The sequence below is a fragment of the Pseudomonas sp. Pmew2 genome, from assembly GCF_058129885.1.
In genome coordinates this window covers 2,907,450-2,924,113 of the sequence record NZ_CM176702.1, presented here as the reverse complement: position 1 = coordinate 2,924,113, position 16,664 = coordinate 2,907,450, and the positions used below count along the sequence as shown (strand labels likewise).

General features: G+C 58.5%; 16 protein-coding genes and 1 pseudogene. 6 read left to right on the top strand and 11 right to left on the bottom strand.

Translation table 11 applies throughout. From position 1 onward, the window contains the following. Positions 1-31: 31 nt before the first annotated feature. A complete protein-coding gene (locus AC4ANK_RS13355) occupies positions 32-919 on the bottom strand; it encodes a CAP domain-containing protein (protein ID WP_002553563.1) in 888 nt (295 codons plus the stop codon). A 198-nt stretch (positions 920-1,117) separates the two neighbouring features. Here AC4ANK_RS13355 and AC4ANK_RS13350 point away from each other — a divergent pair, with 198 nt between their 5' ends. Then, positions 1,118-2,434, top strand: a complete 1,317-nt coding sequence (locus tag AC4ANK_RS13350) for an APC family permease (protein ID WP_031595561.1) — start codon at positions 1,118-1,120, stop codon at positions 2,432-2,434. A gap of 44 nt (positions 2,435-2,478) precedes the next feature. Here AC4ANK_RS13350 and AC4ANK_RS13345 read toward each other — a convergent pair whose 3' ends face one another. Next, positions 2,479-2,673, bottom strand: a complete 195-nt coding sequence (locus AC4ANK_RS13345) for a nitroreductase family protein (protein ID WP_230851579.1) — start codon at positions 2,671-2,673, stop codon at positions 2,479-2,481. Between the two features lie 404 nt (positions 2,674-3,077). Here AC4ANK_RS13345 and AC4ANK_RS13340 point away from each other — a divergent pair. Both AC4ANK_RS13340 and AC4ANK_RS13335 read left to right on the top strand, forming a co-directional pair. Beyond that, positions 3,078-3,893, top strand: a pseudogene (locus tag AC4ANK_RS13340) (sensor histidine kinase); the annotation flags it as partial. Positions 3,894-4,158: 265 nt separating this feature from the next. Next, a complete protein-coding gene (locus tag AC4ANK_RS13335) occupies positions 4,159-4,401 on the top strand; it encodes a hypothetical protein (RefSeq protein WP_005733063.1) in 243 nt (80 codons plus the stop codon). A gap of 186 nt (positions 4,402-4,587) precedes the next feature. On the opposite strand, the gene araH is transcribed toward AC4ANK_RS13335, so the two are convergent. The 4 genes from araH to AC4ANK_RS13315 all read right to left on the bottom strand — a co-directional run bounded on the left by araH (position 4,588) and on the right by AC4ANK_RS13315 (position 9,245). After that, positions 4,588-5,553, bottom strand: a complete 966-nt coding sequence (gene araH / locus AC4ANK_RS13330) for an L-arabinose ABC transporter permease AraH (protein ID WP_004664988.1) — start codon at positions 5,551-5,553, stop codon at positions 4,588-4,590. Positions 5,554-5,594: 41 nt separating this feature from the next. Next, entirely contained in the window at positions 5,595-7,118 is a 1,524-nt protein-coding gene (araG, locus tag AC4ANK_RS13325) for an L-arabinose ABC transporter ATP-binding protein AraG (protein WP_002553558.1), read from the bottom strand. A 55-nt stretch (positions 7,119-7,173) separates the two neighbouring features. Beyond that, positions 7,174-8,187: a substrate-binding domain-containing protein gene (locus AC4ANK_RS13320; RefSeq protein ID WP_003410036.1), complete on the bottom strand. Its 1,014-nt coding sequence runs from the start codon at positions 8,185-8,187 to the stop codon at positions 7,174-7,176. A gap of 185 nt (positions 8,188-8,372) precedes the next feature. Further along, entirely contained in the window at positions 8,373-9,245 is an 873-nt protein-coding gene (locus tag AC4ANK_RS13315; RefSeq protein ID WP_002553557.1) for an SMP-30/gluconolactonase/LRE family protein, read from the bottom strand. A gap of 248 nt (positions 9,246-9,493) precedes the next feature. Between AC4ANK_RS13315 and AC4ANK_RS13310 the strand changes: the two genes are divergently transcribed. After that, positions 9,494-10,642, top strand: coding sequence for an aldose epimerase family protein (locus tag AC4ANK_RS13310; protein ID WP_460382770.1), 1,149 nt, complete (start codon positions 9,494-9,496; stop codon positions 10,640-10,642). A gap of 52 nt (positions 10,643-10,694) precedes the next feature. On the opposite strand, the gene AC4ANK_RS13305 is transcribed toward AC4ANK_RS13310, so the two are convergent. Genes AC4ANK_RS13305 through AC4ANK_RS13290 form a run of 4 tightly spaced genes read right to left on the bottom strand, consistent with a single transcriptional unit; the run spans position 10,695 to position 13,343 of the window. Beyond that, the gene (locus tag AC4ANK_RS13305) at positions 10,695-11,591 is read right to left on the bottom strand and encodes a metal ABC transporter substrate-binding protein (protein ID WP_002553555.1); all 897 of its coding nucleotides are present in this window, start codon (positions 11,589-11,591) and stop codon (positions 10,695-10,697) included. Between the two features lie 11 nt (positions 11,592-11,602). Then, a complete protein-coding gene (locus AC4ANK_RS13300) occupies positions 11,603-12,472 on the bottom strand; it encodes a metal ABC transporter permease (RefSeq protein WP_002553554.1) in 870 nt (289 codons plus the stop codon). Further along, the gene (gene aztA, locus AC4ANK_RS13295) at positions 12,469-13,218 is read right to left on the bottom strand and encodes a zinc ABC transporter ATP-binding protein AztA (protein WP_005733071.1); all 750 of its coding nucleotides are present in this window, start codon (positions 13,216-13,218) and stop codon (positions 12,469-12,471) included. The genes AC4ANK_RS13300 and aztA overlap by 4 nt, the downstream gene beginning before the upstream one ends. Continuing rightward, positions 13,215-13,343, bottom strand: coding sequence for a hypothetical protein (locus tag AC4ANK_RS13290; RefSeq protein WP_002553552.1), 129 nt, complete (start codon positions 13,341-13,343; stop codon positions 13,215-13,217). Before AC4ANK_RS13290 ends, aztA begins: the two co-directional genes overlap by 4 nt. 213 nt (positions 13,344-13,556) lie before the next feature. Here AC4ANK_RS13290 and AC4ANK_RS13285 point away from each other — a divergent pair, with 213 nt between their 5' ends. Next, positions 13,557-14,777: a putative DNA modification/repair radical SAM protein gene (locus tag AC4ANK_RS13285; protein WP_002553551.1), complete on the top strand. Its 1,221-nt coding sequence runs from the start codon at positions 13,557-13,559 to the stop codon at positions 14,775-14,777. Continuing rightward, on the top strand, positions 14,774-15,613 hold the full coding sequence (locus AC4ANK_RS13280) for a TIGR03915 family putative DNA repair protein (protein ID WP_031595991.1): 840 nt from the start codon (positions 14,774-14,776) through the stop codon (positions 15,611-15,613). The genes AC4ANK_RS13285 and AC4ANK_RS13280 overlap by 4 nt, the downstream gene beginning before the upstream one ends. Before the next feature lie 68 nt (positions 15,614-15,681). On the opposite strand, the gene AC4ANK_RS13275 is transcribed toward AC4ANK_RS13280, so the two are convergent. After that, the gene (locus AC4ANK_RS13275; RefSeq protein ID WP_002553549.1) at positions 15,682-16,527 is read right to left on the bottom strand and encodes a PhzF family phenazine biosynthesis protein; all 846 of its coding nucleotides are present in this window, start codon (positions 16,525-16,527) and stop codon (positions 15,682-15,684) included. Positions 16,528-16,664: the final 137 nt, after the last annotated feature.

Here is a 16,664-nt window from a genome sequence, read left to right as displayed (position 1 = left end):
CAAGCCGCCGTTCAGGCGGCTTTTCGGTTGATCAGGGAGCGCCGAACAGCATGGTCCAGTACACACCGTAATCGGCGTTGGTAGCCGTCGCGTAGGCCGCGCCGACCTCGGTAAACATAGGGTTCATCAGGTTGGCGCAATGTCCCGGGCTGGCCAGCCAGCTGGTCATTGCCTTGCTGACAGTGCTCTGCCCTGCTGCGATGTTTTCACCGATCTGCCGTCCGCCGTAACCCGCTGCACGGGCGCGATCTGCCGGTGAATCGTTATCAAAGCCTCGATGCGTGAAGTAATTCTCGCTGGCCATCGACTGGCTGTGCCCCTGTGCAGCCATTTCCAGGGTCCTGTTCCAGCTCAGCGGTCTGGCCGAAGGAAACGGCTGCTTGCCACACATGCGCGGCTTGGCTCGTGCGGCATTGACCTGCGCCAGAAGTATGCGGCCAGCCGAGCGTGCATCTTCCAGGCTTTCGTCGATCAACGGTTTCGCCAATACCACACGCCAGTCGCCACGCTCGCGAGTAATACCGATGTCAGCGTATTGCGGGTCAAGCAAAGCGCCGCAATAGCGTTTTTCGAGCATGCCGAACGCTTCACCGGCGCTCTGCGCGCCAGCAAGTCGTATGGTCCGGACGGTGACCGCCTGATAACCGGATGCCTTGAGCGCATCACGTGAACTGCCAGCGAAACTGATCGGCAACGCTACGCTGGCGTTGAGCGTCAGCGCTCTGGAGATTTTTGTCGTTCGCGCTTCGCAGCGCTGAGGTTGCCCACGAAAATCGTTGATGGCCTGGACCAGCTGTCGCTCGTCACTGGCATGGCTGGCGTACATGGGCAGCAGAGGCACGAAGTACAGGCACATGCGCCAGAAATAACGGTGCGATTCAGGCATGAAGACAGACTCGAAAAGTAAAAGGCATGCCATGAATTTCAAGGCCCGAATAAGACCCTGAAAAAACCTCTTGGTTCATGCTGCATTTTCAAATGCAGGGGTTATTCAAATACCTGTTCCGGCAAAAAACACCGCTGATCCGGGCCTCTCGCGATCACGTTGAATTTACCCGAGCCATGGCGATCTTCCCTTACACACCTCTTGTACCTGCCGAGAAAGGATTCTTTCACCATGGCCACTCCTCCCGAAACTCCATCGCTGCGCCGGGCAATCACGGCGCCGATGCTGACACTGTTCATCCTCGGTGACGTGCTGGGGGCTGGCGTCTATGCGTTGGCAGGCACTATCGCCGGACGTGTCGGCGGAGCCATCTGGGCCCCCCTGCTGATTGCCCTGTGCTTCGCCTTGCTTACCGCTGCGTCCTATGCGGAACTGGTGACCAAATACCCTCGTGCGGGCGGTGCAGCGGTGTATGCCGAAAAAGCCTTCGGCAAACCGCTGTTGTCGTTTCTGGTCGGCTTTTCCATGGTTGCGGCAGGCGTCACCAGTGCTGCAGGGCTGGCAGTCGCGTTTGCCGGCGACTATTTCCAGGCATTGGTGAGCTGGCCCGCGCAGTGGGTATGTGTGGGCTTTCTGGTGATTGTCGCGCTGTTGAATGCGCGTGGCATCAAGGAGTCGTTGTCGGCCAATCTGGTAATGACCCTGATTGAGCTGAGCGGGCTGGCAATGGTGATTGCGGCCGCAGTCTGGTTCGTCAGTCAGGGTAATGGTGTGCCGCAACGTGTGTTTGAACTGGAGACGAACTCACCGGCCACCGCGATTCTTGCCGCATCGCTACTGGCATTTTATTCATTTGTGGGCTTTGAAACGTCTGCCAACCTGGCCGAAGAGATCAAGGATGTGCGCAGGGTGTATCCACGAGCGCTGTTCGGTGCGCTGCTCATTGCAGGCGCGGTTTATATGCTGGTCGGCGTGGGCGCGGCCATGGTGCTGCCCGTCGAACAGTTGAAAGCTTCGCAGGCCCCGCTGATGGATGTCGTCAGTGCTTCAGGGTTGGGGATACCTGCCCCATGGTTCGCGGTGATCGCGCTGATTGCGGTTGCCAATGGCGCACTGCTGACCATGATCATGGCCAGCAGACTGACCTTCGGGATGGCTCGTGAAGGGCTGTTGCCCGCGGTGATGGGCTCGGTTCTGCCTCAACGGCGCACACCCGGCGTGGCCATTTTCGCAACCACAGTGGTTGCCATCGCGCTGTCCTTTACCAGCACCCTCACCACGCTCGCTGAAACCGTGGTGTTATTGCTGCTGTTCGTGTTTCTCAGCGTCAATATCGCGGTTCTGGTGCTCAAGCGCGACAAGGTCGAAGCCGGCCATTTTCAGGTTCACTGGGTCATTCCGGTATTGGCGATTCTTTCCTGCCTGCTTTTGCTGACCCAGCAAGGCCCTGAAACCTGGTTGCGTGCCGGCATGATGCTCGCTGTCGGAGCCGCGCTTTATGGACTGACCCGATTAGGCAGTTCAGTGCTGGTTTCACACCCGCGCTGAACGGCATTTGTGATGCATGCCACGCGCGTGAGTCAGGCTTTACTTCAGTGTGTAACGACGATGTCTGAAATCGGATTGCGCCACCGCTCTTCGATTCTTGCATCGTCTGCTCGATAGCCAAGAGCGATAACCAGCGGTATGACGGCACCACGTGGCAGCTGGAGAAGTTTGGCAACTTTCGCGCCTGAAAATCCTTCCATCGGGCACGTATCGATGCCCTTCGCGGCTGCGCCAGGCATGATGGTTTGAGCTGCGAAGATGGCATTGCATGCCGCCCATTGCCGACCGCCGATATGGCCGATGGGGAGTAGCGAGAGGGTCGTCGGATCAGCGCTGCAAGCGCAACAATCGGCGACCACAAGACAGAAGATCCCACTCCGAGAACCTTCTGAAACATACCTATTTGTTTGCGGTAGTAGGCCTTCGAATCTGTTCCCAACACAGACGAACCTTCAACGTGGTCGAGTTGTGCGTTGGCTGTACGCAACCCCAGCGCAGGACTCGCCACGATCACGATGAGCTCGGCCGCTGATGCTGCAGCTTTCTGGCCGTTGCAAGCGACCGCCAAATTCGCTTTGAGCCCAGGATCGCGAACCCAGTGCAGTTGATAAGGCTGCATGTTCCCGCTGGAGGGGCATAGGCTGTGCGCCTGCACCGCCCGGTTCAGGCGCTTGCGCTAGGCATGAAGCAACTCGATCCGGAAAACCTTTCGCAACGCCTGCCAGTGCAATACGACCAGGAAGAACTCAAAGACATTGCCTGCGGTATAAACGCACATCTGGAACGGGTCGAGCAATTCATGGCCCGGGAACGCGCCCTTCTCGATCAGGCCAGTCATGAGTTTCGTACGCCGATCGCGGTGATCAGCGGCGCGCTGGATGTGCTGGCCAGGCAAGCGCTACCCGCGTGTGCAGCGCCACCGATTCAACGCATGCGGGCAACCGTGGATAACCTGACCGAGATCATGGTCGCGCTGCTGTATTTGTCGCGCGAGCCCATGTCCTCAGCGCCGGACGACCCCGTCGAGCTGGACCGCCTGTTGCCCGACCTGGTCAAGGACCACCAACACCTTCTGGACGGCAAACCCGTGCAGTTTTCGGTGCACATCCACCAGACGCTTTGCCTGCAAGTGCCCGAGGCGATGTTACGCATTGCCATCGGCAACCTGTTGCGTAACGCTGCCGAAAACACCTATGACGGAACAATCACCGTACGCCTCAAGGACGGTGTATTGAGCGTGACCGACTCGGGCGAAGGCTTCGACACTGCGCAGGCGTCCCTCCACTACCTGTCTCTGCTGAGAAACTCGACCAGAGCGGGCACCGGGAAAGGCCTGGGGCTTTTTCTGGTGCGGCGCATCTGCGAACGATTTCGGTGGACGCTGACCCTGGAGTCGATGCCGACGCCAGGCACTAGAGCGGAGCTGGATTTCCGGACTCGGCTAGTGCAGTACCGGTAAATTCGACAGCAAGCCTCTATAACTTCAGCGTCATGAATGGCATGAGAAACATCATGAGATTAACGGTGCGACACTATTAATAAGCACGCTAAGTTAAATTTTTTTCACAGGCCAAAAAAACAGCCTTACCGTCATAAAAAAAATATACATTATTCACGTGGCCAATAACCTGCTATTCAGAAACTTCAATGCAGTTATTTGTAGCCACCCCATCATTAAGCCACGCAGAGAAAACATCATGAATCGAGTAACAGCAAAGTCCGCATTGAAAGCTCTCGTTGTGACAACCATTGCAATCATCGGCCTGCAGGGCACGGCATTTGCCGCCACCGGTATACAAACCGCACCAGCTGTCGATGGCAAACACGCGCTCGTGCAAGAGGCCGGCAAGACTGAAGCCACCCGCACCACATCTGCACCACTGCAAGTAGCGACGAGGCTGAAAAACGGCTTACGTATCAACACCGCCTGCGACGATACCGGCCTCCCTTGCCCGCCTCGCGGCTAAAAGCACCGGTTAAAAAACAGCCGCAAAGTAGTCACTTTGCGGCTGCACTGCTATAGAACAATACCGTTGTTACCTGTCCACTCTGCAAGTGATCAGCCCCCTGAACTCAACCGCTACTTGCATCTCCATCCCTGTCGCTCATGCCCTCGCGACTAAACAGCAATGCCATAACAGCGGCCAACAGGTTCAGCGACGTTTCAGTCGGTCGATGATCACCGCCAGCAACAGAATCGTACCGCGAATCACGTATTGGTAGAACGTATCGATATTCTTCAGGTTCATCGCATTCTCGATGATCGCCAGAATCAGCACACCAGCGATTACATGGCGAATCATGCCGATGCCGCCGCTCAGCGAAACACCGCCCAGTACGCACGCCGAGATGATGGTCAGCTCGAAGCCCTGACCGATCATTGGCTGCCCCGAGGTCATACGCGAAGCCAGCACCACGCCAGCCAGTGCCCCGACAAGCCCGTGAACCGCGAAGATGATGATCTTGGTGCGATCGACATGCACACCCGCCAGCAATGCAGCTTCCTGGTTGCCACCGATGGCCATGGTGTTGCGCCCGTAGGTGGTGTAGTTGAGCAACCAGCCGAAGAATATGAAGCAGGCGATGGTGATCAGGATCGGCACCGGCACGCCATATATCTGGCCATTGCCGAAGATGAAGAAATCCTCGTTGGAGACGCCGACGGCCTTGCCGTTGGAGAAGATATACGCAAGGCCGCGCACGATCTGCATGGTCGCAAGGGTCGTGATCAGGGCATTGATGCGCAGCTTGGCAATCACGATGCCATTGATCAGACCAACCACCAGCCCCAGCGCCAGCGCGGCGGAAACACCGAGAAACACGCTGTCGGTGTCGCGGATAACAATCCCCGCGATGACCCCGGAACAGGCCAGCACCGAACCGACCGAAAGGTCGAAGTGCCCGGACGCCAGACAAAAGAGCATGGTGCAGGCAGCAATGCCCACGGTGGAAATCGCAAGGCCTAGCCCCCGCATGTTCAGCGGTGACATGAAGTTGTCGATGAACACGGCGCACAGCAGGAAGATTCCCACGGCAGCCAGGAGCATCACCCAGTCATCGGCAAAACGACGCAGGTTCATGCCCTGACGGGGAGCCTGCAGGCTGGATTCGGTAGACATATGCACCTCTTTATTATTGTTCATGGTCAGGGGACCGGTTATCAGCTGCGCGTGCGAGGCAGAGCCAATTGCAGGAGTCGCGATTCATCAGCCTCATCGCGGTTGAGTTCACCAGTGATCGCGCCTTCGCTCATCACCAGAATGCGGTCGGAAATACCCATGACTTCCATCAGGTCACTGGACACCACAATGACCGCAATCCCGTCGGCGGCCAGGTTGTGAATGATCTCGTAGATCTCGGACTTGGCACCGACGTCAATCCCGCGGGTGGGCTCGTCCAGCAACAGGACCTTCATCGGCATCGACAGCCAGCGACCGAGAATCGCCTTCTGCTGATTGCCGCCGGAGAGGAACATGATCTGTTGCTCGGGCGATGGTGTCTTGACGTTCATCGACTTGATCTGGCTGCGTGCGTTGTCGCGCTCCCAGCGGCCCTGAATCAGGCAGCCGAGATTCACATGCCGGGGCCGTGCACCGATGTTGATGTTCTCCGCGACGCTGGACAGCGGCACGATACCTTCCTTCTTGCGGTCCTCCGGGCAGAGCAGAATGCCTGCTTCGATCGAATCGCGTGGGGACTTGAGCGTCAATGGCTTGCCGTCCAGCTGCAACGTGCCTGCCGTGCTGCGCGTCAACCCCGACAGCAGACGGAACAGCTCGGTACGCCCGGCGCCCACCAGCCCGAAGAAACCCAGCACTTCACCTTTCTCTACGGCAAAACTCACGGGTTCGTGCAGCCCCGGCCCCAGTAACCCGGTCACTCGCAGGCTAGGCCCTTGATGCTGGCGCGGACGATAATTGTAGATGTCCTGAATATCCCGGCCCACCATGCAGGTCACCAGCCGGTCATGATCCAGATCAGCCATCTGCTCAAAGGTTTTTACAAAACGACCGTCCTTGAACACTGTTACGGCATCACAGACACGGAAGATTTCTTCCATGCGATGAGACACGTAGAGAATCACCCGCCCCTCGTCGCGCAGCCGCACGATAATCGCCATCAACCGGTCAATTTCACGTGCCGACAGGCTGCTGGTGGGTTCGTCAAAGGCGATGACGTGCGCATTGCGTGACATGGCCTTGGCGATCTCCACCAATTGCCGCTGGCCCAGTGAAAGATCACCCAGGCGAGTGCGCGGGTCGATTTCGTCAGCCAGGCCTTTGAGCAGCTCACCTGCCCGACGGTACATCGCACCGCGATTGATCAAACCAAAACGATTGGGCATGTGCCCAAGCAGCAGGTTCTCGGCGACGGTCATTTCCGGCACCAGATGCAATTCCTGGTGAATCACCGCCACACCCGCCGCAATACTCTCGGCGGTGGATTTGAACTGGTAGCTCTGCTCACCGATCTGCAAGGTGCCGCTATTGGGCTGATAAGAGCCGCCGAGGATTTTCAGCAGCGTGGATTTACCGGCACCGTTCTCGCCCATCAAGGCGTGAACACTGCCGGGGCGCGCTTCGAAGCTGATGTCCGAAAGCGCCTTTACGCCGGGGAAGACCTTGCCGATGCCATTGAAGCGCAAGGCACCGTTTATGGATGTTTGCTCGATAGCCTGTTGCATGAAACCAACCTCCTCGCACGTGTGAGGGACCTGAAAATCAGGCCCCTCAGTCAACTCACTTCCACAGACCGATCTTGGTCAATACTTCCTGGAAGTTGGCGCGGGTGATCAGTGTCACATCGTCCATAGCGGTATATTTAGGCGGTTCAACGCCCTCGGTGACCCACTTATACATATACAGCGCGGTGTTGTAGCCTTCCTTGTCCGGGCTTGGCAGCATGGAGCCAAAGAAGCCACTCTCTTTTTTCTTCAGCTCATCAATGGCATCGGTGCCGTTGATGCCGATCCCGATAACGTTTTTCGCGCTGAAACCATTGCTCGCCGTTGCGCGTACGCCCCCCAGAACAGTGTTGTCGTTCATGCCGCCGATGATCAGGTTTTTCGCATCGCCAGGCAGTTTTGGCAGCGCCGAGTTGGTGGCGTCCATGCTGCCTGGTACATCAAGAGTTTTCTGCGCGGTGAACAGGATGTGGTCTTTCGGCAAACCGGCCTCTTCTAGCGCCTTCACCGAACCGTCAGTGCGTTTCTTACCGGTGTCCAGCTCGTTGTAAGTGTTGATGATCGCGTAGGTGCCTTTCCACCCGCCCTCATCCCACTTGCGGTTCTTCGCTTCGGTGGCCATCGCGGCACCTTGCTTCTGGCCCACTTCAAAGGCTGCCATGCCCAGATATGGCACGTCCTCCATGAAGTTGCCTTTGGCGTCGACAAAACGATCGTCCACGGCCATGACTTTCAAACCGAGCGCCTTGGCCTTGGCCACGATTGCAGGGCCCAGAGAGACATCAGGCGGGCAGATCACAAAGCCCTTGGCACCGTTGGCGGCCAGGCTGTCGATAGCGGAAAGGGTCTTTTCACCATCTGGCACGGCAATCTTGAGCACGGTAAAACCATGCTCCTTGCCTGCCTTTTCAGCAAACGCCCATTCGGTCTGGAACCATGGCTCTTCAGCCTGTTTGACCAGAAAGCCGATTTTGACTTCATCAGCAGCGGAGGTGATGCCACTCATGCCCAGAATGGCGGTGGTGACGGCGGCACAGCACAGGGAACGAATCCCGTGACGACTCAACATAGCTAACTCCTTATTTTTATTGAATAGCTACAGCGTTCAGCGAGGTGGCGGTTGCAAACGCGGAGGCGTCCGAGAACCGATTAAATAGTCATACCATATAATGAATGACCGCTATGTAACCGAATGTCACTCCTGCATTTCCCACCGCGACGCCGCCGCAGAAAAGGCGACGGCGCGGCATTTTTTCAACCGCTGAAGCGCTGACACAGCGTTCCTTTGACGCCGACATGCGCCATCAGCACCGCGCCATCGAACCGTCCATGAGCATCGGCAGGCGCTGCACTGGTGACATACAGTGTCTCAAGGTCAGGACCACCGAACACACAACTGGTGGGATGGCTGACGGGCAGCTCGATGACCCGGTCGACACTGCCGTCTTGGGCAAAGCGGATCAGGCAACTGCCTCCCCAGCGCGCGTTCCATACATAACCTTCGGCATCCATTGCCGAGCCGTCGGGCGAACCCTGGCCCTGCTCGGCCGCCCATACCTGACGTGGTCCCAGCGAGCCATCTTCCTGCACAGGGTATTGGTAGATCACTTCGTCCAGGGTATCGGCGCTGTACAGCACGCTGCCGTCGATATTCCACAGCAGGGTATTGACGATGCCCTGCCCGTCCAGCAAACGCGTCACGCGGGCGTCGGATTCAACCCGGAACAGCCCGCCCGAACGACGGACCAAAGGTACGTCTTCGCCTTCGGCATCGATATTGTTTTGCATGCTGCCCAGCCACAGGCGGCCACGCGCGTCACAACGGGCCTCATTGGCGCGATTGCCAGGGGTCGGGTCTGCGACGCAAAACAACGCCAGTGAAGTTTTTTCGGATGTGAGGTCCAGGCGATACACGCCGCTGGCCAGAGTCACCAGTGCGTCGCCCTGCTCGGTCGGTATAAACGCAGACACCGGCTCGGGCATGCGCCATTGGCGATACTCCCCGGCAACCAGCCGACAAGCCAGAAAACCGGCAATGTCGACCCAGTACAAGGCCTGCTCTGCGGCATCCCAGAAGGAGCCCTCGGCAAGCTTGAAACGGTGCTCGGAAACGGGCAGCCAGTTCATGAAAAATGTCCTTTGTTATTGTTGTAAAGGCACTTTTTGGATGTTTGCGTCGCAGTCTTGTCCAACCTGCGTGCCCAGTCGACCTGTTTCGCAGGCATCCAGCGGATCGACCGGCTTCAGTGAAGCTGGCACTACTAAATAGTATTACAATTTATTTTTCAAGTGGCATTTTATAGGCTATAAATCCATGCATCGGCTTTAATCCGATCAAATAGTCTTACCAATAACAATAAAAGCAGGCAGATCAGATGAAAACACATGCTCTCCTCAGCACCCTTGGACTGTCCTTGATGATCAGCACCTTGACTACACAGGCCGCGGCACTCTCCAGCGAGCACAGCACTTTCGGCCAACTGCCCGACGGCACTGCCGTCGAGAAATTCACCCTGCGCAACAGTCACGGCGTGCAGGCCAGCATCATCACCTACGGCGCGACGCTGCAATCGCTGCTGGTGCCTGACAAGGCCGGAAAGGTCGAGGATATCGTCCTGGGCTTCGACGATGTTCAGGGCTACCAAGACAACGGCACGGTTTATTTCGGCGCGACCATCGGCCGATTCGGCAACCGCCTGGCAGGCGGAAAGTTCAGCCTGGATGGCAAGACCTACCAGGTCCCGCTCAACGACAAGACCAATGCCCTGCACGGCGGCACTCAGGGTTTTGACAAACGACTCTGGAAGGCAGAAGAAACCAAGACCGGTGATTCGGTCGGCGTGAAGCTGACCTACGTGTCGCCGGATGGCGAGATGGGCTTTCCGGGCACATTGAAAACTGAAGTCACTTACAGCCTGAATGAGAAAAACGAGCTGAAGATTGACTACCGCGCCACCACTGACAAGCCGACAGTGCTGAACCTGACCAACCACAGCTATTTCAACCTGGCGGGTGCAGGCAGTGGTGATGTACTCAAACAGGTCGCCACCCTGCACGCTTCGCACTACACACCGGTCAACGACAAGCTGATCCCGACCGGCGAACTGCCTGCCGTCGCTGGCACGCCGATGGACTTCCTCAAGCCCACCGCGTTCGGCAAGCACATAAAGGATGATCACCAGCAGTTGAAATATACCGAATCCAAACAAGGCGGTTTTGATTTCAACTGGGTACTCGACACTAAGGGTGATGTGAAGAAACTGGCCGCCGAGGTCAGCGACCCGCAATCAGGCCGCAGGCTGCAGTTGTTCACCACAGAGCCAGGCGTACAGCTGTATACCGGCAACTTCCTGGATGGCAGCATTCATGGCAAGGCGGGCAAGGTCTACCCGCACTGGGGTGCCTTTACCCTGGAGACCCAGCACTATCCTGATGCGCCCAATCAGCCGAAATTCCCCAGCACACGACTGGACCCAGGCAAAGCCTACACCCAGACCACCGTGTTCAAGTTTCTCAATAACTAGGGACGTTGAAGTCGCCCAGCCCCTGAAACCCAGGGGCTGGCGACTCTCGAGGTTACTGATTGCGCTTCATTGCCGCAGTCAGGGTATCGACGTTGTAACGGAACATCTTCGCGTAGGTTGACGCAGGGCCGTCGGCTGGCGACAAGGCTTCGACATACAGCTCACCGCCTGGCTGGGCACCACTGGCTTCGGCAATCTGCTTGACCAGACGCGGGTCGCTGGAGTTTTCGAAGAAGTAGGCACTGACATGCTCGGCCTTGATCTGACGAATCAGTTTCGAGACATCAGATGCCGACGCTTCCGATTCGGTAGACAAGCCCAACGGTGACAGGAAAGTCACGCCATAGGCATCGCCAAAGTAGCCGAACGCATCATGAGAAGTGAGGATCTTGCGCTTGGCGGCCGGAATCGAATGAATCTGATCGCGGGCGTAAATGTCCAGTTGTTGCAGCTCGACGATGTAGCGATCGCCATTGGCTTGATACTCGCTTGCTCCTTCCGGGTCGGCTTTCTTCAGCGCGGCGATAATGTTACGCACATAAATCACCCCGTTGGCGGCGCTGTTCCAGGCGTGCGGGTCGACAATACGCTTGCCATCTTCGTCCATGCTGCGGGTCTTGATCCCTTCAGAGAGCACTACCGGCTTGCCCTTGTAGCCCGACGCTTTGATGAGACGATCCATCCAGCCTTCCAGATGCAGGCCACTGACAAACGCCAGGTCGGCATTTTTCAATGCCTGAGCATCACTTGGCGTTGGCTCGTAGACATGCGGGTCGCCGTTCGGGCCAATCAGGGACTTTACGTGAACACGGTCGCCGCCGACCGTACTGACCATGTCCGCGATGACCGTGAACGACGCAACGGCTTCCAGCGGTTTGGCCTGGGCCAGGCTGGCGAACGCAGACAGCGCCAGTGCAGCTATGGAACTCAACACCATCAATCGTTTCATGACGTACCTTTTCAGTTAGCCAGGTGAGGTTTGGGAAACAGTCGGCGCACGATTCCCGTGCGCCCGAACAACAGGGAAAGACCGTAGAACGCACTGGCGGTAAGCACGATGGCCGGGCCCGAGGCGACGCCAAGGTGGTAGGAAACGATCAGGCCGATCAGGCCTGACAAGGTCGCCAGCAGTGTCGAAATCACCATCAGGCCACTCAGCGAGTTGGTCCAGAAACGTGCCGCGGTTGCCGGCAGCATCATCATGCCCACGGCCATCAAGGTGCCCAGCGCCTGAAAACCTGCCACCAGGTTCAGCACCACCAGCAACAGAAACAACACGTGGTACAGCGAGCCGCGCCCGCCGACCGCACGCAGGAAGCCCGGATCGAAGCATTCCAACACCAGTGGGCGATAGATCACCGCCAACAGGATCAGCGTGAAGGAAGCAATGCTGCCGACCATATAGATAGCCGTGTCATCAATGGCCAGAATGGTGCCGAACAGCACATGCAGCAGGTCGACACTGGAGCCATGCAGCGAAACGATCAGCACCCCGGCCGCCAGAGAGGTCAGGTAAAAGCTGGCAAAACTGGCGTCTTCACGCAGCGAGGTCAGTCGGCTCACCAGCCCTGACAGCAAAGCCACTGCCAGCCCGGCGATCAGCCCGCCGAAGCCCATCGCGGGCAACGACAGACCGGCGACCATGAAGCCCACCGCCGCGCCGGGAAGCACCGCATGGCTCATGGCATCGCCCACCAGACTCATACGGCGCAGCATCAACAGCACGCCCACCGGCCCGGAACCAATCCCCAGTGCCAGACATGCCACCAGCGCGCGGCGCATGAAGCCGAATTCGATAAAGGGCTCGACGACCAGGCTATAGAGCATCATGAGCGCTCGTCCTCGCTATCGCACAGCAAGGCGTCCGGGCTCCAGTACTCGGCCATGTTGCGCGCCTTGCGCAGGTTGGCGGCGCTGAGCACTTGCGAGGTTTCGCCCCAGGCAATGGCTTCACGGGCCATCAGCAGGGTTTGCGGAAAGTGCTGACGAACCTGTTCGATATCGTGCAGGACCGCGATCACTGTGCGCCCCTGCCCATGCCAGGCGCGCACCAGCTCCAGCAGATCACGGGTGGTGCGTGCGTCGATGGCGGTAAATGGCTCGTCGAGCAGAATCACAGAAGCATCCTGCAGCAGCAATCGGGCAAACAGCACCCGCTGGAACTGGCCGGACGACAACGAACCGACGCTGCGCCCTTCAAAACCCTCCAGGCCGACCGTGCTCAGCGCTTCCCCGGTTAATCGCGCATGATTGCGTGTCAGGCTGCGAAACGGCCCGATGCTGTGCCAGGCCCCCATCGAAACGGTATCGGCGACGCTCAGCGGAAAACTGCGATCGATTTCTGCGGCCTGGGGCAGGTAGCCGATCGTGCGGGTCGCCAGGCGGCCACGGTCAACGCGCCCCTGCGCAGGCTTCATGGTGCCGGCGATGGCCTTGATCAAGGTCGATTTACCCGCCCCGTTCGGCCCGACGATGGCCGTCAGGCTGCCCGCCTCGAACCGCCCGCTGATGTGGTGCACCGCCGGGCGGCGCTCATAGGCCACAGTAAGGTTTTCCAGAGCAATGGCTGCACTCATGGAATGGCCACCGACCAGCCGATGGCCAGCCAGAGCAATATCAGCACCGCAAGAGAAAACAGGACCCGCTTCCAGGCCGATTGGGCCAGCACGGAGCCTGCTATCGAGGCAAAAGGAGTTTTCACGCGAAAGTAACCTGCAACTATTTGTTACAGTATTACATACCGATCGCGCAAATGTTATTAAATAACATTCATCCTTGAGTGCGCCCGTCCGGACAAGACTTCACTCTCGCTGAAAATCGTTAACCCATAGCGATACGTACAGGCCCGCTGTACGGTACTTGTCGAGCTGCACCCGACCCTATACTGTACATGCAAACAGTAAAGGGGTACTTCATGCAGCTTATCGACAAGCTCAGCATTCTGGCGGACGCCGCCAAGTACGATGCGTCGTGCGCCAGCAGTGGAGCACCCAAGCGCAGCTCGCAGGACAAATCCGGTCTGGGTTCCACCAACGGCATGGGCATCTGCCATAGCTATACGCCGGATGGCCGTTGCGTGTCGCTGCTGAAAATCCTGTTGACCAATTTCTGCTTTTACGACTGCCAGTACTGCGTCAACCGCCGCTCCAGCGACGTGCCCCGTGCGCGCTTCACGCCCGAAGAAGTGGTCACCCTGACGCTGGACTTCTATCGTCGCAATTGCGTCAGCGGGCTGTTTTTGAGTTCCGGGATCATTCGCTCTGCGGACTACACCATGGAGCAACTGGTCGAGGTCGCCCGGTTGTTGCGCGAGGTGCACGAGTTTCGCGGTTATATCCACCTCAAGACCATCCCCGACGCCGATCCGGCGCTGATCGAAAAAGCCGGTCGCTATGCCGACCGCCTCAGCGTCAATATCGAGCTGCCGACCGACCTGAGCCTGCAAACCCTTGCACCGGAAAAAGACGTCGCGTCGATCAAACAGGCCATGCAAACCATTTACACCGGCGAGCAAACCGTGCGCAACGAGCCGCGATCGCCGCGCTTTGCCCCGGCCGGGCAAAGCACGCAAATGATCGTCGGTGCCGACGCTACCGACGACAGCACCATCCTGCACAGCGCGCAGTCGCTGTACAGCAACTTCAAACTGCGCCGGGTCTACTATTCAGCGTTCAGCCCGATCCCCAACAGCCCCAACAGTGTGCCACTGGCTGCACCGCCGCTGATGCGCGAGCACCGGCTGTATCAGGCCGACTTCCTTTTGCGCGGCTACGGTTTTACTGCAGGTGAATTGCTCAGCGGCCCCGGTGACCTGGCGCTGGACATTGACCCCAAGCTGGCCTGGGCGCTGGGCAACCGGCAGGTGTTTCCGCTGGACCTGAACAAGGCCGACGCGGCGCTGATTGCCCGGGTGCCAGGCATCGGCATTCGTACCACCCAGCGGCTGGTCGAGCTGCGCAGGCAGCGGCGTATCCGCTACGAAGACCTCACCCGCATGCGCTGCATACTGGCCAAGGCCAAGCCGTTTATCATTACCAGCGATTACCACCCGCCGCATGCGGAAACCACCAGCGAATTTCTGCATCACCAGTTGCGTGACCGGCCGCAGCCTGAGCAAATGGGGCTGTGGGGATGATCTGTCTGGACTGCGACGACCTGTTCGGCACCTGGCGGCAACAGGCACGCTGGCTGCTGAGCCATGAAATCGACCCCAGCCAGGTCAGCTGGAAGTCGCCGGATGCCGCCGACCTGTTCGGCAGCGAAGAAGAGTATCCCAGGGAGGCCGGGCCTTTTCAGGCAAGGGTTCCGCTGGAGCTGGTGCAGTTGCTGGAAAGCGCTTCGCGTTACCGGGGCGATCAGCGCTGGAGCCTGCTGTACGAAGTGCTGTGGCGCGTGACTCACGGCGACCGCACAGCGATGATGGCCGGCGACAAGCTTGGCAGTGAGCTGCACCGTCGTCTCAAGTCGGTCAGACGTGAGGCGCATCATCTGCACGCATTTCTACGCTTTGTCGCCTTGCCGCCTGTCGCTGATGACGCGGCCATCATGCGCCCGCAGTACGTGGCCTGGCATGAGCCAGCGCACGATATTCTGCTCAGTGCCAGTGAGCATTTCATCGGCCGCATGGGCCAGCACCGCTGGATGATCGCTACCCCTCAGGACGGCGTGTATTACGACGGCAAACAGTTGATCCACGAGCGCCGCTGCCCTGAAACGTGGCAGACCATGGCTCGGCAGGTCGAAGACCCGCATGGCGAGTTGTGGCTCACCTATTACAGCCACATCTTCAACCCTGCACGCCTGAACCCCAAAGTCATGGAGGGCCACTTCCCTTCGCGCTTCTGGAAGAATCTGCCCGAAGGCCCTTTGATTCCAGCGCTCATCACCCAGGCCCGGACTGGCAAACAACGCGACGGCCAGGCCAGCGATATCGCCGCCAGACGTGGCAAAAAGATTGCGCACAGGGATTGAGTCTTTCGCTCTCGGGCTCTTGTTACCCGGTATTCCGTGCTCTAGGTGTTGTCTATGACGACAAGCGCCTAAAGCGAAACGCGCCCTTCAATGCAGGTAACCGTCGAGCCGCCCACCCAGATATCCTCACCTACACGCTGAATGGAGACTCGCCCCTTGCGGCCGAGCACGGTGCCTTGGCTGACGATGTAATTGTCCGGTGCCAGCCCCTCTTCCAGAAACCAGCGAGCGATTCCGGCATTGAGGCTGCCGGTCACCGGGTCTTCCGCCATACCGTCGCCCGGGATAAAGGCACGCACTTCAAATTGCGCCTCATCCCCATCGACTGCCGGGTCCCATGGCGCAACGACGCCGAGTATCAGGCCGCTCAATAATAGTGTGTAATCCGGCTGCAAGCTCAGAACACTGGCGCGATCTGCCAGCCTGAAGGCGACCCAACCCGGGCCGTTATCCACCCAGCGCGCATCCAGAATCTCACCCGCACCCAGCTTCATACCGATGCGGATCTGCTCGATCAATTCAGGGTCTACCTCGCCCGAACGCAACAAAGGCGGCGCAGTGAATGCCAGCCCGCTGCCCTCGCGACGAATGCGCACCAGACCGATTCCGCACTCCTGGATAATTTCCTCACCCTGCGCCGCGCCACCGCTTTCGAGCCAGGCGTGACAGCTGCCCAAGGTGGGATGCCCAGCGAAGGGCAGCTCTTCAAGTGTGGTGAAGATACGCACACGATAGTCGGCACGCGGGTCTGTCGGTTTGAGCAGAAACGTGGTTTCACTCAGGTTGGTCCAGCGTGCAAAGGCGGCCATCTGTTCATCACTCAGCCCGTCCGCGCCCAGCACCACCGCCAGCGGATTACCGAGCAAAGGCTGATCGCTGAACACATCCAGTTGTTTGAAATGAAACGAGCGCATCTGAGCTTCCTTGGCAAGGTGTTAAAGAACCAAGGTTGCCACGCACGCCACCGGGTAGACAACGGTCTATTGAACCAACGCTCGCCTTGGCCGCTCACAGCTCGCACTCGCCTGCTAATCTGGCAGACACAGGTCCG